Here is a 14,261-nt window from a genome sequence, read left to right on the forward strand (position 1 = left end):
TGATTGGCAAGGCTTTATTTAACTTAAATATCACTATTGTAATATCATATAATGAATTATGCCATGGTATTACAAAGTAGAACATCAAAGTCATGTATTGTTTGTAAAGTGGACCTTACAGTGATTAACACTAAGGTAAACAAGAATCAAAAATACTCTAAATACAGAGAGATAGTGTGTAATGACTGTTTTAATCTGTACTATCCTAAAGAGTGATCGAGTCTGGGATTTAGAATCCTTTATCCCTTTGCAAACTTATCCACGATTTCCCCAACCAAGAGAAGATATTGATTGATAACAATATTTGACAAAACTATTTCAAGAAATAATTACTGCACTATATTCTTTACAATTCCATCATGACAATAACCACTGAATAATTTTTTTTAAAAATTGATTTAAATCGATATTAGTAAATAGATAGAACTTTACTTATGTTAAGTTTTGCTTTCATGAATTCAAAGAAATTAACAGATCTCATTAAAATCTTAGAAAAGGGTGTTAGCACATTATTTTACAAATACCAAAAGAGTATTTAGCAGTCATCTGGGAGCAGGGGTTAGAACTGAAGAATATGTTTGAGGGGTATGCTTCTATCACAGTTACTGGCAAGTTGTTAAAAAAGATCGTCGTGGATTACTCGGTTCTTTTAAGCGAGCCTAGCAGGTTTGAAGGCCTACTTAAAGATATATACGGTTCTGAAAACAAGAAGGAAATATTTTTGCTCACAACTGCCCTTAGGGCTAGAATAACCGATATTCGGGAATGCAATATCTTTGATAATGATACTGAAAATAAGATTTACAACATGATGACAAGATTATCCTCAGATTATGGATTGGATGATAAATCTGCTGCCTGGGTGACTATTGCTTGGTCTATTGGATTTGACCTGATGACCGAATTGGATTATAATAATTTAACTAATGGTATTAGAACAGAAAGATATTTAATGCTCGGTAATTATGTTGCGAATTTGGATGAGGGCATCCAACAAGGGGAAATATCCCAATGTAATCCAATCTCAAATCTAATAATGGTGAACGCAACTGATCTAAACCAGTTATATGAAAACGGAATAATGTTACACAACCAGGGAAAATTTGTAGAAGCATTAGAATGCTACGACAAAGCACTAGCAATAGATCCCCAGAATTCAAATGTTTTATCAAATAAAGGGTTGTCTCTTCATAACCAGGGAAAATTTGTAGAAGCATTAGAATGCTACGACAAAGCACTAGCAATAGATCCCCATGATGAATTCATAATTAAGAGAAGGAATAATACTAGAGAGATACTACTTTATTCTAGCAGCAATGCGAGATCTAATCAAGTTATCGGTCAAGTATCAAATTTGAATAGTGGTTTTAAAAAGCCTATGAAATTGTACTTTTTAGGGGTAGTAATAGCTGCGGTATTCGTGACAACATGTATTGCTGCGTATATGATTTTCGGAACAGATGGCAATCTTCAAGTAAATCCTCTAGGGAACAATTCCCAGTTGATTAATGATGTATCCACTAATAATATCGATCCAACAAATGATGGATCTGAATCATCGAGTATTACTTCTCACAAAGAATCAATTTCAGACTTCACAAATAATATAGAAAAAGAATTGAATCTTCAGATAAATAGCGATAACCAGTCCCTATTGCAAAATGTTAATGAATCAGGACTGCACTCTAATTCTGGAAGCTCACAGAAGAATGACATAGAGTTTCACAGTTTGAATGGAGTGAATCAAAAGGTAGACAATTTTAAAACAGAGCTGGGTAAGGCGATGATTAGTAACTTCAACTAATAATGAAACTATCTGTAAAAGAAACAGATCTTTAATGGTTTTTATCCCAACATTAAGCGGCTAATGGTCTATATTTGATATATCAAACCAAGAGTTATATCATCACCACTACCTTCTCGAGAGGTTTGTCTTAATATGTCGTAAAGATTCTCGCTCAAGTATGAATAGCCGTATTCCTCCAATAGGACTAAGTAATCCAGTCCAATTTTAAGAAAGCCAGATTCATTGTTAAAGGAATTGCAATATCCATCGGTAGATAACAGAATCAACTTCGGTTTTAGTGCGTGAAAGTCAAATATTCCAGTTTTGAATTCTAACCAGCTATCATCCATGCAAAGTGATTCGGTGTGAACAATAGACTCTACTGATGATTTGTCACCAGAGTCACCGTTCTTATTGGAAAACATATTCCGTACGTTCTTGTCATTATCGACTATCAATATGTTACCATCACCAAGTTGAAAAAATATGAAATAGTTTTTTGTAATAACTGCAGTTAATAGCGTGGATCCATAAGCGATCTTTGGATTGTCAATTATTTTTTTTAATATGAGTGGGCCTTTCTTTTTCAATATGTGGTCAATCTCGTTATTTGAAAAAGGATGTTTCTGCATATGATATTGGACTCGATCCATCCAGTTATGAACTAATATGCGCGGTACAGAATATCTAATAATATCCTTTACCTGAGAAACATTATTAATTTCAATTGGTTGATTATGAAATAGTTCAAATAAAGTTTCAACTGCAATTTTGACTGCAATTTGTGAACCGATTTTGCTCCTAAAATGTATATCGCTCCCATGTCCATCGCCAACCGACATGACTATGGTATTGGAGGTGTGAGATTGTTTCCATCGAATTGAATCTTGATTCGAATTACCAGTTCGTGAATGTAATGCTCCCTTTACACTTTTGCTACACACCAACCACCTTTTTGGATTTGATGTTATACATTTATCAACGACTTGTGCATTATTAATTTCAGTCATAGATCCATTATGTCCTTAGTAGCAAACCATACCCTTAGAGGTGCCAAAGTCTATTTGAGTACCTGGCACTAACGAGAAACTTTGTTTTGAATTAACTTCAATTATGTCACCATTAGCCTTGCCAACTTTCCAAGGATATGTAGAAAGATTCCTCAATCCCCAAACCCCGGGTTCAGTTGGATGTCTAGAGACTTCTGCTACAGGATTTGAGAAATCATATTTGCGGTCCGGATCTATGTGATGAAGGAATAATTTGGTGTCGTGATTTAAGGCAATAAACAATCGATCATCAATTAGAATATTCAAAATGTGAGTATTCATAGTTTTACATTTTGGATTCCAACAAGCAGAATTGCTTTGTACCCCCTCAACAATGCTGCTTTGTTTCGAAACTTTAATGTCAGAATTAATGACCCCAAATTCTACTGGTATCTTTAATTTTTCAAAAACCGAATAATCAGTAACAAGAAAATTCTCAGATCCACAATGTTTGCAATAATATATAGAATCCCGTAACGCGAGTAGAGCAATTTGCCATTCAGTTTCTCTGACTCTTCCATGCATTGGATCCTTAATACCATCGGTAAAGGCTTTTACGAAAATTCTTTTGATAAAATCGGGATAAATACTCCAAAATATTAATGCATTCGCATGAAAAGCAGGATCGGGATAATTGGAATTATTGTTTGGATCAAATATGAAAAGCGGTTCGAATCCGTATAGTTTAGACATCGAAGGCAAGTCAAGACTTTTGATGGAACTTTCAATTTTACCTTCTAATGGATGGTTTAGAAATAAAATATAAAACAGTATTATTGCTAACGAATATAAATCTGTTTGAGTATTTGGTAACGCTTTTCCAATTATTATTTCTGGGGCCATGAATTTAGGAGTACCAATCACGTTACCCTTATCTTCTCCATTTATTACAATATTATCTGTATCTCCTATGCGTATTTCTCCATTTTCAGGATCAAAATAAATATTATTTAGAGATAAATCCTGATAGCAAAGGCCTTTTGAATGCAATAGATGAAAACTTTGTACCAATTCAAAACAGGCGGTCAGCAATGTCTTAAAGGAAGGATTAATTTTCCTAGACAACCACAAACTAAAACTTTTAAATCTCGAATCTTTCATGGACATTACGTATCCAAATCCTTCTTTTTTTGGAATTTTGACTAGTGCCAAGGGCCAAAGGAACCCATTACTCGGAGACTCTTTTTGAATTAGAGATTTGAGTATATCATATTGCTCATTAGTAGCCATGGAAGGAAAATACCACTTTAAAACAAGTGGGGAATTATCTGGACTGATTAGTGAATATACCTTACCTTGAGTGCCTGAACCCAATTCCTTTTCAACATTGCAAACTATGTTTAACCCGTTTATGTGGACTGGCTCACCCGCTTGAAACTCGCTCGTAGTGTTCACTTGATTGGTCTTCGAAATCAAAATTATTTACCACACATCAGTAGCTCCAGATATCATTTGAGGGGGTTTTGGTATATCGACATTAGAAATAGAGCCGTCATAGTATTTTTGTTGGCTTTTGGGTCTAGCTGAAGCTGTCTGCACGACCGTTGAAACCCATTTTATATATTTTGTAAGTGATTCTGGGTTCCGCGCCAACAACGGTTGTCTTTCATTGTCTCCAATAAACCTTTGAAGTACATCCATGTTTGCGTCCTCACCGATTGCGATAGATACTCGAATTGCCTTTCGACCCCATGGTTCTGACAACAATTTTTCTAGACCATCTTTAAAATTATCAGTAGGTTGTCCATCAGAGAGCAATACTAATACTGGTGGTAATCCCCTTTCAGTCATCGGAGGTATACGCAAGATTTCAGAGAGTAAAATGAAAGCTTGTCCCAAATCAGTTTCACCTTTCGCTTCAATATCAGTCCATTTGAAGTCATTTACTCTTGTAGGGGCAATAATCCATTGTGCACCTGTAGAAAACTTTAATGCACTTATTAACAAATTCGCTTGGATGTTATTTTCAGATTCCCTTTGCATATGAGGGATTGCCTCTTTGATAGCATAATTCAAGGCTTGGATCTTTCCATCATCTCTCATAGATCCCGAGCAATCTACAATCCATATAAAATGTAGTTCTCTTTTTGAAATTTCACCCCCTGGAAGAGTCATAAAAATCAAAAAAAATAGAGGGATAATATTTATAACGATTTCACCTAATAGTATATTAGATTTCTTATGATGAATTATATTTAAAAAATAACTATGTACCTAGACAGGACAAACTGAGTAAAAAATAAATATTTCATAACAAACATAAGTTCAGCACAAAAAATCAGAAAGGCCTCACACGAGCCGTTTGAATAAAGAAATCCGTGGGGATTAAGATATTATTCTGATAATAGACCAAATAAGCAAGTTTACAAAGTATATTCAAAAAACCTCTGCGAGTTAATGACAATATTCCTGATATTTAACTAAAAATTGATCCAAAGTTATAGAAAGAACGATACTGCAAAACAAACCTAATATGAAATAATCAGATCACACTGTCATAGTTATAAATAATGTTCCGACTACAAGGACATTTTCAATTTTTTGGATATGGACTAGTGATATTTTTATTCTGACCTATCTTTACTAGAGTAACTCATGCTATTTTTAAAATTATTTATGGATTCGATGCCTTCTTTCCCCTTCACTATCATTTTGTTAATAGTCTTACCGGTCACGTTTATCATCGTTGGCAACTCATTAACGACGTTCATTGCCAAATCAAGGACTTGTTTGAATGATGTTTCAGATTCTTTAATGTTACCACGAGAATTCCTTTCAATCGAATCCCTTATCGCTCTTGTGACGTCACTCTCTGATTCATCTAAATTGTAACTATTGGATCTGGTGGTGTCTTTAGCAACATTACTTTTATTGATTCCATCGGTATTATTTTCATCTTTGTAGCGGTCGAAAACATCTTGGACCATATTTTAGGAATATGGTACAAAATATTTAACCTGTTTCCAACTTAGTTAAATAATAAAGCTTTATAAAAAACACAATCAAAAGTGAGTAGGGTAGCCCGTTAGTACCAACATGAACAAAAGGTCCCATTTCAAATCCTCCCAAATCCACCACGTAGACGTAACAGCACGGCTGCGATGCCTTAGGGTTGCTCCCTCCCGGACCTCACCCATTTCAACAATCCACAGTCAATTTTACACCTTCATGTAAGTTGCTGCTCATAGCCATCCGATACGGCATGATTTCATCCTAGTCGAATGAGCGGGTATCCTCCCATTCACGAATTTACCTAACGGTTACTGATCCCGACATAAAGCCGATTTTCGGTACGGGGCACGGCTAGCACCCCGATCCTACCTACCCCGACATTTGATACCTCCAATTCAAATATAATTTTATTGGATGATGTTATTCTAAAATCAAAATAATATTTTTTTTGGACTGGATCCTATCATGAACAAAAGCTAAAGTAATTTTTCTAGAAAAAATATGATATACGGATTCTTCTACATCATACCGTCCATGCCTGGAGGCATTCCGCCCATTCCGCCTGGTGGCATTCCCCCTCCACCTGCAGATTTACTTGAAGCAATTACATCATCGATTCTTAATAACATTGATGCTACTTCAGTAGCAGATTTGATAATCTGTTCTTTCACTGCTAAAGGTTCAAATATATCAAGTTTAGACATATCTGCAATTCGTGAGTTTCGTGCATCGATTCCAGCCCATTTTGCTCCCTTATTTTGCTTAGACCGCAATTCAGCCAATGTATCAATTTGGTTCATGCCCGCATTTTCAGCAAGGGTTAAGGGGATAATTTCCAATGCTTCAGCGAATTTTTCAGCTGCCAATTGTTCTCTGCCGGTCAATGTATTAGTCCATTCTCTTAATTTGCCAGAAACGTATGCCTCAGGTGATCCGCCTCCAGCTACTATCAAGGGTTTTTCCAAAACATCTTTGGTCACCATAAGTGCATCATGCACCGAACGATCTGCCTCATCAACCACTCTTTGGGATCCGCCGCGTATCAAGATGGTTACGGCTTTTGGATTCTTGCATCCTTCTATGAATACCCACTTGTCTGTTTCTACTTTTCTTTCTTCCACGAGATCAGCAGCTCCCAAATCCTTGCTGGTCAATTCATCTAGATTGTTGATAACTCTTGCGCCTGTAGCTCTGGATAACTTGGTCATATCACTCTCTTTCACACGTCTAACCGTCAGAACATTAGCTTTTGCGAGATAGTGTTGTGCGATATCATCTAATCCCTTTTGACAAATTACTACATTAGCCCCAGATCCAGTTATTTTTTCCACCATAGTCTTTAGCATGGTATTTTCCTCGTCAAGGAATCTCTTCATTTGTTCTGGTGATGTAATATTTAATTTTGCGTCGAATTCGGTCTTTTCTATTTCCAAGGCAGAATTAATCAATGCTATCTTAGCTTTCTCTACCCTTTTGGGCATTCCACCATGAACTACCTCTTTATCCAAAACGATTCCCTTTATCAATTTTGTATCTTTAATGGACCCACCAGATTTCTTTTCAACCTTGATGTCATCCAAATCGACCTTTGTAGATCCATTTCGAGACTCAGATACTTGTTGTGCAGCTGTGACAACAATATTAGCCAGGTCATCTGATTCCTTTGAAACCAGTTTAGTTTGCATTGATGTCTTTGCTATTTTTATTAATTGGTCTTTTTCGTTATTTGTTACTTTAATAGCGATACTATTTAAAAGTTCTATTGACTTGACAGCACATTTTCTATACCCGTCTACAATCACCGTCGGATGAACATTCTTCGTAATCAACTCCTCTGCTTTTTCAATTAACGAACCTGCTAGAACAACGACTGAGGTGGTGCCATCCCCTACCTCATTATCTGTTGCCTTGCTTATTTCCACCATCATTTTTGCAGCAGGATGTTGAACATCAATTTCTTTCAATATAGTTGCACCATCGTTAGTAATAGTGACATCACCTAACGAATCTACAAGCATTTTATCCATGCCTCTAGGACCTAAACTAGTTCGTACTATTTCTGCGACTGTTTTTGCTGCGTTTATGTTATTTTTCTGTGCTTCTCTTCCTTTAGTCTCACTTGCGCCTTCTTTTAATATTAAAACTGGCATCCCGCCTGCTGATCCTTGTTGAATTGACATATTTCCATCATTCACCTTAAAATTATAGTTTACACTGCAGTCATTGGTATATTTTAAACTTACTTAAATAAAATTAATTTATTTGTTGAAAAAATAAAAAAAAACTAAGATAGCAAAGAATCGTATTTGCCAGAGGAAATATCTTGATATATCTCACTTGCCACCTTATCCTCCACTTTTATGCCCAAGCTCAGACAGGTGCCTATGATTTCCTTTGAAGATGATTTTATCGTTTGTGCATAGGAAACATCTAGTTTCATTTTTGATATTTTTACTATACCTTCCATCGAGATATTCCCTACAAAATCAGTACCAGCAGTTCCAGACCCTTTGGTAACTCCAGATTCCTTAAAAATAAGGGCAGCCGTAGGAGGTATACCTACTTCTACTGTGAATTGTTTGGTCTCGGTGTCAACTTCCACCTTGACTGGAACTTTCATTCCCGGAAAATCTTTGGTTTTTTCGTTTATAGTATTAACAACCTGTAAAATGTTAATTCCAAGTGGTCCCAGAGCAGGTCCCAAAGGTGGCCCCGCGCTGGCTTCGCCCCCACTTACTAATGCATTCACAACTTTTTTTTCACTCATAAGATATTACAAACTGTCTAATGTAAAAACCACTTATAATTCTATAAAGACTTTTTCAAATAATTAGCATCAACAGTTACAGGTATCTGATATGGAGAATCAAGTAATACTACTGTTGCTTCCTGTTTTTCATAATCAACTCTCATTATTTTGGCTTTCATGGATTTGAATGGTCCAGCAATAATCTCCACGGTGTCATCGATAATTAGTTCGGTAACTACTGGTTTCTTGATGAGATAACCCTCCAGATCCTTAAATGGTAGTTCACCTCTTATTTGTCCCCGTATATGTCGGATTCCATGCAAAGCCTCATATGCGATATTTGAGTCTACTGCTTCAACGATTACGTAACCCTTAAAATTTTCTAAAAATAAAACCGAATAAATACCCTCTATTTTCTTTGAATGTAATCTAGTCTGAAGCATGGATGCTATCATGCTTTCTTGACCACCAGCCACCCTAACAACAAAAAATTTTGAATCCCCTTCCTCTTCATTTGACAACAGAGTGGTATCCTCAGTTTGACTATCAGAATCTTTTGATCCTTTCTCTCGGGTATTTTTAGATTCCTTAGCCCCTAAATTATCATCTTTTGACCTCTTTGTATTATCTTTATTGGTAGACTTGATCTTGATCGATTTTTTTTCGTGCTGACCCTTATCAAGATCATTGAAAGTGTTAATTTTTTCGTTTTCATTATTATCATTCAAGTCTATCAAATCCAAATCATCATCGACTTTGTGGAGGTTTTTTGGCATACTTATAGAATCATTAAACGTATTTGTTTTGGAATTTATAAGTTTATAACATTTGCTTCAAATATCAATTTTTAATGTTTATCCTACAGAAATAAGAAATAAATCTAAATCAAGATCTCTAGTTCTTCTTGATAGGTAAGTTTACAATCATAACCTCTTCCAAAGATATTGCTAGTTTTACCATGCTAGACTATTTGAAAAGTGAGGCAGACTTTGAAGACTCTTTTTATCTCAATGATTATGCCAAACTCGATATTGACATGAATCAAGAAACAAGAACTTTTGATCCAAAAATTGAATTTCTTAAATCCAAAAGATATCACAACCTGAATTTAGTTGTAACAGACGAAGAATTAATTTATTTAAGAAATATCGACAAATTTGAAATTCCAAATAATGTATTAATCTTCTTATCTAAACATGCATCAAAGAGTAAAATACCTGCATTGACATCCCACTTTACAGGAAATTTTTCAACAGATAAGTCACTAGGTGGGGCAGCATTTGAGATGGGTATCGCATACCCCAGTTTTCAAAAGGAGTATATGAAAAATTTATTTTCCATGAAAAACAGCCTACTCAAATATGATCTCACGATTGAATCTTCTCATCACGGGCCAACATCATCTTCAAATCCAATCTTGTTCATTGAGATAGGGTCCTCCGAAGAAGAATGGAACAACAAGGAAACAGCAAAGATAGTTTGTGAATGCTTAATACAAACGATACAAAATGCAAATAAAAAAGCGAATGTTGAAGAATTAGAAATCGCGATAGGACTAGGCGGAAATCATTATCCACAAAAATTTAACAATCTAATTCTAACTTCGAATGTCGCCTTCGCATCTATTGCCAGTAAACATAATTTGAGATTCATTGATAATGAAATGTTAAAACAGATGTGGGAAAAAAGCATTGAAAAGGTAACTAGTATTTATATTGACAAGAAAGGGATGGGTAGCGAAAAAGATAGAATATTATCCCTCCTAAGAACGCAAGAATTAGAGCCAAAGTACATATAATTTCAGCATAGTATTTTTTATTCCTAGCTCACTGAATTAAAATACCCTTAATTAAATCAAAAATAAATCATCATAAGAAATCTAAAAATATGTAATTGAAATGTAGATTATTAAAATCTAATCCCAAGATCCCATCTAATCTCCTAAACTTAGATTAATTAACCATGCAAATAATAAATCAAGAAGCAAAATGAAGAAGGACGAGACTCTTATTGATTCAAGTCATAAAAAACCGTCAATGGTTGTAACCTCTGTCTTAAAAAACCAAAATGAAGTATTGGTTTTACGTAGGAGTAAGAAAGTCAAAACCATGCAAGAAAAATGGGCGGGGGTGAGCGGTTATCTTGAAAAAAATGAAGATTTACTCTCTAGAGCGTTGATAGAAATTTATGAAGAAACACGAATAAACAAAGATGAATTAGTTTTAAGAAAAATATTCGATCGATCAAATGTACAAGAATTGACAACGAATTGATGATAATCATCCAACCCTTCTGTTTTGTTTCGAGCACAAGGAAAGTGGTACTAGATTGGGAACATTCAGATTACTGTTGGATCAATCAGAAGGAAATGGACAATTTTGATTTCGTTCCCAGATTTAAAGAAATCATCTCCAGATGTCTTAAAGAACTATGATAATGCAAACTATCAAAAAGTTAGAATTGTCGTATTTGAAAAAAATAGAATAATGAAATCCTATTTTAGTGAGTTTTTGCTATTTTAACCAGTTCTCTAAGATGAGACAAGGAACGCACTTGAGCACCATTTACTTTCTTATACAGTGCCCAAAATTGTTCATTCGTTATATCTTTTCTTTCTTTTAATATCTTTAAATGCCTTCTCATCGATCGTACCTTAATAACATATACTTCCTTTTTACCAACTCTAGCTGTCTTTTTACCTTTTTTGGACCCTGGGCCAGTTCCATGTTTTTTCTTGGTTACAAGTTTTGCCCTGGTTCGACCCCTGGAAGTGCCTTTAACTTTTGCGGTCCAAATGGATCCATTGCTTATCAAAGATCTTATATTTTCTCGTGTGATTGAATCGGCTACATCATCTAATTTGTCAGGTTCAAATCTTACCCTATTAACCCCAACTCCAAGAATTCGGGATGCTAGTTCTCTTTTTTTATGTATATTTACTACCATTTATATCACTACTTTTGATTTTTCTTCACGGTTGAAGATTTGGATGAATCTTTCTTCACGGTTGAAGATTTGGATGAATCTTTCTTCACGGTTGAAGATTTGGATGAATCTTTCTTCACGGTTGAAGATTTGGATGAATCGGATTTAGATTTTTTTCCATTTATTAGCTTGATGCCCATTGACTCTGCTTTTGAAATTATCTCAAGTCTTTTCTTGTTTCCAACAGTACGGGCAATCCGGGCTGCATCCTTAGAATTATCCAGCAGCATTAAATCCTTAACATTGTGAACCAAACTATCAACATAACCAGAAGGATGTAATCCACGTGATATTCTAGGGCCACGGTAACCAATCTTTACCAATGGAGGCACTCCTGAGACTTGCTTTCTCATCTTATTGTCAACTCCTTTGGGTTTTCTCCAGGTGACAGCTAACCTTTTATATCTCCAGCTTTCTTGTCTCTTAAATTTGGGACGGTGCTCTGAAATCTTTTTACGTTGTTCAAGGAGATCATTATTGATTACCATAATATCGTTTTATTCTACTTAGAATAAATAAATATGTTTCCGATTGATGTCAAATAACCCACGATAGTGATTGTGTTAGTCCAAGAGTAATTATTTGGCAGAATGTAAAGCTAAAGCAGCGTATACGGAAATGGAAAAGGATAAAAGGTTTCGTATACACAATTGTTTAATGAATAAATACGAATTACCTCCTCTTCCATACAGCTATGATGCATTAGAACCAAATATAGATGCAAAAACTATGGAAATCCATTATACGAAACATCATCAAACATATACCAACAATCTTAACGCAGCTCTTGAAAAATGTCCTCAAGATGTTCAGAATAAGGATATAATAGAAATACTTAGTGATTTAGGGAATGTACCCAATGATTTAAGATCAGCAATAAACTTTAATGGTGGTGGATTTGATAATCATCGAATTTTCTGGAATAATTTAACCCCGAATGGTGGAGGGGAACCACAAGGATCTATTGCAGAGGCAATAACTAATTCATTTGGAAGTTTTTCAGCTTTTAAGGAAAAGTTTACTGCCAGTACGATAGGGATTCAAGGAAGTGGTTGGGGATGGCTAGTATTTGACCCAAAGAGCAACAAAGTAGACTATAAATCCATGCCAAATCAAACTAGTCCCAGGACAGAAAATCTCATACCATTGTTAGGATGTGATGTTTGGGAACATGCGTATTATCTCAAATATCAGAATAAAAGACCCGACTATGTCAATGCTTGGTGGAATCTGATAAATTGGGAAGATGTTAACAATAGATATTCCAAATCAAAATAACCTATTTTTTGTTGTGAAAAATATTTATTTTTTTTAATTGATAACGTCGATTTTTCCAAACCCTTCTCTAATTGTTGTGTTAACATTCATGGTATAATCATAAATAATTTCAGAATATTTGACTAGAACTGGCATAATATCGTCCAAGTTCTTACTCAAGTAGAAACCTGGACAATCCCCTGTAAGTTGAAAAGATGTATGCACAGATACCAGATTCTTTTCATTTTGACTCCATGAAAAAAAAGGATATAACCAGCAAACCCCAGGCTTATTTGGATGGAGCTGACATGCTCCACATTCATTTAGGAATCTGCAGGTAATAGGGTGTCCATTGTCGGTCTCATTTTCTGACGGCTTTCTCTTTAAATTAAGCATGGTTAAGGTGGTTATTACCTGAGAGTTTGAATCTGAATTGGAATTATTATCCCACGTTGCTACGTAGGTTTCATTTCGTAGAAAAGATGATTGTGAATCATATCCTAAATGTTTTGAAATATTGGCTAAATCTCTGGATGTTAAGGGCAACCGTCCCTGCTTATCACAACAGTTATGACAATCTGGCCATAGACAATCCCACAATAAAAAAAGAGATGATTCAGATAAAAAAGGGATATGATAAGTAACCTTGTTTATCTTAATCGTATAATCGTGAATGTCCTTACGTTTTCCCAGATGTACATCTCTAACAATTGGATCTATCTTCCATTTTTTTGAGAGATCATCTAATGCGGAGGAGACCTCATTAACTTTTTCTTCTACCCCACTAGAAATTGCCATGTATGTAGAATTATAAAACCGGATGTTTAAATGTGACTATGATATCAAGTCTAATAATAAAGATCAAAACACAGAGAAAATGACATTAGAGAATTACAAAGGAAAGGAAAGGAAAAAGGGAAAACACGCATCGTCGACCGAAAATCGTCGGTTGGTATGGGAATACGTAATCTGGCCGCTAATATTGGATGTTAACAGAAACTATTTTACTTTACAAGAATATCATATAAAGCGAGATTGCGTTTGTGAAAACAAAGAAATTTTGCCTTCCAAGGTTGCAGGAGGATTTGTGTCACTTTTGGTTAAAGGCATTTTGGTGCGCGAAAAGAACATTTATTCAATCCATTATAAATTAATCCCGTACATGAGAAAAAAAGTTCATCTCGATTATGGAACTGTAATTAGAGAAATAAATACCAAGAAATAGACAAAATTATTCATTCGTTAAAAAGTATTTCCATTGGATTAGAGATAAAATAAAATAATGGAAACAAATATCAGAAAGTGTAGCTCGTGAAGCCCGGTCGAACCATGATAAAATGGTGCCGAATCTAGCGGTCAAACCTCAAAAGGACTAAGGATCTCAGGCTCTGGATCTGGTAGAGAAGAAACCTGGGGACAGCAGTTCGAATCTGCTCCGGGCTACTTCAGATTGATGTAAGAAAACTCTTTTAAATCAATTGCA

General features: G+C 35.1%; 15 protein-coding genes and 1 tRNA gene. 6 read left to right on the forward strand and 10 right to left on the reverse strand.

Annotated features, from left to right (window positions below):
• The first annotated feature begins 574 nt into the window (after positions 1-574).
• Positions 575-1,804 (forward strand): tetratricopeptide repeat protein, encoded by a 1,230-nt coding sequence (locus tag AAGU22_RS10475; RefSeq protein ID WP_458719053.1) that lies wholly within the window; start codon positions 575-577, stop codon positions 1,802-1,804.
• Between the two features lie 68 nt (positions 1,805-1,872).
• On the opposite strand, the gene AAGU22_RS10480 is transcribed toward AAGU22_RS10475, so the two are convergent.
• The 7 genes from AAGU22_RS10480 to AAGU22_RS10510 all read right to left on the reverse strand — a co-directional run bounded on the left by AAGU22_RS10480 (position 1,873) and on the right by AAGU22_RS10510 (position 9,312).
• Positions 1,873-2,796: a PP2C family serine/threonine-protein phosphatase gene (locus AAGU22_RS10480; RefSeq protein ID WP_458719054.1), complete on the reverse strand. Its 924-nt coding sequence runs from the start codon at positions 2,794-2,796 to the stop codon at positions 1,873-1,875.
• 15 nt (positions 2,797-2,811) lie between these two features.
• Positions 2,812-4,230, reverse strand: a complete 1,419-nt coding sequence (locus AAGU22_RS10485; protein ID WP_458719055.1) for a protein kinase domain-containing protein — start codon at positions 4,228-4,230, stop codon at positions 2,812-2,814.
• 27 nt (positions 4,231-4,257) lie between these two features.
• Complete coding sequence (locus AAGU22_RS10490; protein WP_458719056.1) at positions 4,258-4,878, reverse strand: vWA domain-containing protein; 621 nt, start codon at positions 4,876-4,878, stop codon at positions 4,258-4,260.
• Between the two features lie 521 nt (positions 4,879-5,399).
• Positions 5,400-5,762 (reverse strand): hypothetical protein, encoded by a 363-nt coding sequence (locus AAGU22_RS10495; RefSeq protein WP_458719057.1) that lies wholly within the window; start codon positions 5,760-5,762, stop codon positions 5,400-5,402.
• A gap of 543 nt (positions 5,763-6,305) precedes the next feature.
• Positions 6,306-7,967, reverse strand: a complete 1,662-nt coding sequence (gene thsB, locus AAGU22_RS10500) for a thermosome subunit beta (RefSeq protein ID WP_458719058.1) — start codon at positions 7,965-7,967, stop codon at positions 6,306-6,308.
• A 104-nt stretch (positions 7,968-8,071) separates the two neighbouring features.
• Positions 8,072-8,554: a 50S ribosomal protein L11 gene (locus AAGU22_RS10505; protein ID WP_458719059.1), complete on the reverse strand. Its 483-nt coding sequence runs from the start codon at positions 8,552-8,554 to the stop codon at positions 8,072-8,074.
• 41 nt (positions 8,555-8,595) lie between these two features.
• Positions 8,596-9,312 (reverse strand): transcription elongation factor Spt5, encoded by a 717-nt coding sequence (locus AAGU22_RS10510; protein WP_458719060.1) that lies wholly within the window; start codon positions 9,310-9,312, stop codon positions 8,596-8,598.
• 128 nt (positions 9,313-9,440) lie between these two features.
• Here AAGU22_RS10510 and AAGU22_RS10515 point away from each other — a divergent pair, with 128 nt between their 5' ends.
• Together AAGU22_RS10515 and AAGU22_RS10520 are read left to right on the forward strand one after the other, a co-directional pair.
• Positions 9,441-10,334 (forward strand): D-aminoacyl-tRNA deacylase, encoded by an 894-nt coding sequence (locus AAGU22_RS10515; RefSeq protein ID WP_458719061.1) that lies wholly within the window; start codon positions 9,441-9,443, stop codon positions 10,332-10,334.
• A 190-nt stretch (positions 10,335-10,524) separates the two neighbouring features.
• Positions 10,525-10,809 carry an NUDIX domain-containing protein gene (locus AAGU22_RS10520; protein ID WP_458719062.1) on the forward strand — a complete coding sequence of 95 codons (285 nt, stop codon included), beginning with the start codon at positions 10,525-10,527 and terminating at the stop codon, positions 10,807-10,809.
• Positions 10,810-11,035: 226 nt separating this feature from the next.
• Here AAGU22_RS10520 and AAGU22_RS10525 read toward each other — a convergent pair whose 3' ends face one another.
• Both AAGU22_RS10525 and AAGU22_RS10530 read right to left on the reverse strand, forming a co-directional pair.
• Entirely contained in the window at positions 11,036-11,482 is a 447-nt protein-coding gene (locus AAGU22_RS10525; protein WP_458719063.1) for a 50S ribosomal protein L19e, read from the reverse strand.
• Positions 11,483-11,490: 8 nt separating this feature from the next.
• Positions 11,491-12,009 carry a 50S ribosomal protein L32e gene (locus AAGU22_RS10530; RefSeq protein ID WP_458719064.1) on the reverse strand — a complete coding sequence of 173 codons (519 nt, stop codon included), beginning with the start codon at positions 12,007-12,009 and terminating at the stop codon, positions 11,491-11,493.
• Between the two features lie 169 nt (positions 12,010-12,178).
• Here AAGU22_RS10530 and AAGU22_RS10535 point away from each other — a divergent pair, with 169 nt between their 5' ends.
• Positions 12,179-12,799, forward strand: a complete 621-nt coding sequence (locus tag AAGU22_RS10535) for a superoxide dismutase (RefSeq protein ID WP_458719065.1) — start codon at positions 12,179-12,181, stop codon at positions 12,797-12,799.
• A 33-nt stretch (positions 12,800-12,832) separates the two neighbouring features.
• On the opposite strand, the gene AAGU22_RS10540 is transcribed toward AAGU22_RS10535, so the two are convergent.
• On the reverse strand, positions 12,833-13,576 hold the full coding sequence (locus AAGU22_RS10540; protein ID WP_458719066.1) for a YkgJ family cysteine cluster protein: 744 nt from the start codon (positions 13,574-13,576) through the stop codon (positions 12,833-12,835).
• A 22-nt stretch (positions 13,577-13,598) separates the two neighbouring features.
• Between AAGU22_RS10540 and AAGU22_RS10545 the strand changes: the two genes are divergently transcribed.
• Both AAGU22_RS10545 and AAGU22_RS10550 read left to right on the forward strand, forming a co-directional pair.
• Complete coding sequence (locus tag AAGU22_RS10545; protein WP_458719067.1) at positions 13,599-14,003, forward strand: hypothetical protein; 405 nt, start codon at positions 13,599-13,601, stop codon at positions 14,001-14,003.
• A 90-nt stretch (positions 14,004-14,093) separates the two neighbouring features.
• Positions 14,094-14,221 (forward strand) — tRNA-Gln (locus tag AAGU22_RS10550).
• The last annotated feature ends 40 nt before the right edge of the window (positions 14,222-14,261 follow it).

It is taken from the genome of Candidatus Nitrosocosmicus sp. R, assembly GCF_054408505.1.

Excerpts from the sequence above, each read along its gene's own strand:
- AAGU22_RS10505 (WP_458719059.1), bottom strand. The coding sequence starts at position 8,554 with ATGAGTGAAAAAAAAGTTGTGAATGCATTAGTAAGTGGGGGCGAAGCC.
- AAGU22_RS10520 (WP_458719062.1), top strand. The coding sequence starts at position 10,525 with ATGAAGAAGGACGAGACTCTTATTGATTCAAGTCATAAAAAACCGTCA.
- AAGU22_RS10540 (WP_458719066.1), bottom strand. The coding sequence starts at position 13,576 with ATGGCAATTTCTAGTGGGGTAGAAGAAAAAGTTAATGAGGTCTCCTCC.
- AAGU22_RS10535 (WP_458719065.1), top strand. The coding sequence starts at position 12,179 with ATGAATAAATACGAATTACCTCCTCTTCCATACAGCTATGATGCATTA.
- AAGU22_RS10490 (WP_458719056.1), bottom strand. The coding sequence starts at position 4,878 with ATGAGAGATGATGGAAAGATCCAAGCCTTGAATTATGCTATCAAAGAG.
- thsB (WP_458719058.1), bottom strand. The coding sequence starts at position 7,967 with ATGTCAATTCAACAAGGATCAGCAGGCGGGATGCCAGTTTTAATATTA.
- AAGU22_RS10530 (WP_458719064.1), bottom strand. The coding sequence starts at position 12,009 with ATGGTAATCAATAATGATCTCCTTGAACAACGTAAAAAGATTTCAGAG.
- AAGU22_RS10495 (WP_458719057.1), bottom strand. The coding sequence starts at position 5,762 with ATGGTCCAAGATGTTTTCGACCGCTACAAAGATGAAAATAATACCGAT.
- AAGU22_RS10510 (WP_458719060.1), bottom strand. The coding sequence starts at position 9,312 with ATGCCAAAAAACCTCCACAAAGTCGATGATGATTTGGATTTGATAGAC.
- AAGU22_RS10475 (WP_458719053.1), top strand. The coding sequence starts at position 575 with ATGTTTGAGGGGTATGCTTCTATCACAGTTACTGGCAAGTTGTTAAAA.
- AAGU22_RS10545 (WP_458719067.1), top strand. The coding sequence starts at position 13,599 with ATGTTTAAATGTGACTATGATATCAAGTCTAATAATAAAGATCAAAAC.
- AAGU22_RS10480 (WP_458719054.1), bottom strand. The coding sequence starts at position 2,796 with ATGACTGAAATTAATAATGCACAAGTCGTTGATAAATGTATAACATCA.
- AAGU22_RS10525 (WP_458719063.1), bottom strand. The coding sequence starts at position 11,482 with ATGGTAGTAAATATACATAAAAAAAGAGAACTAGCATCCCGAATTCTT.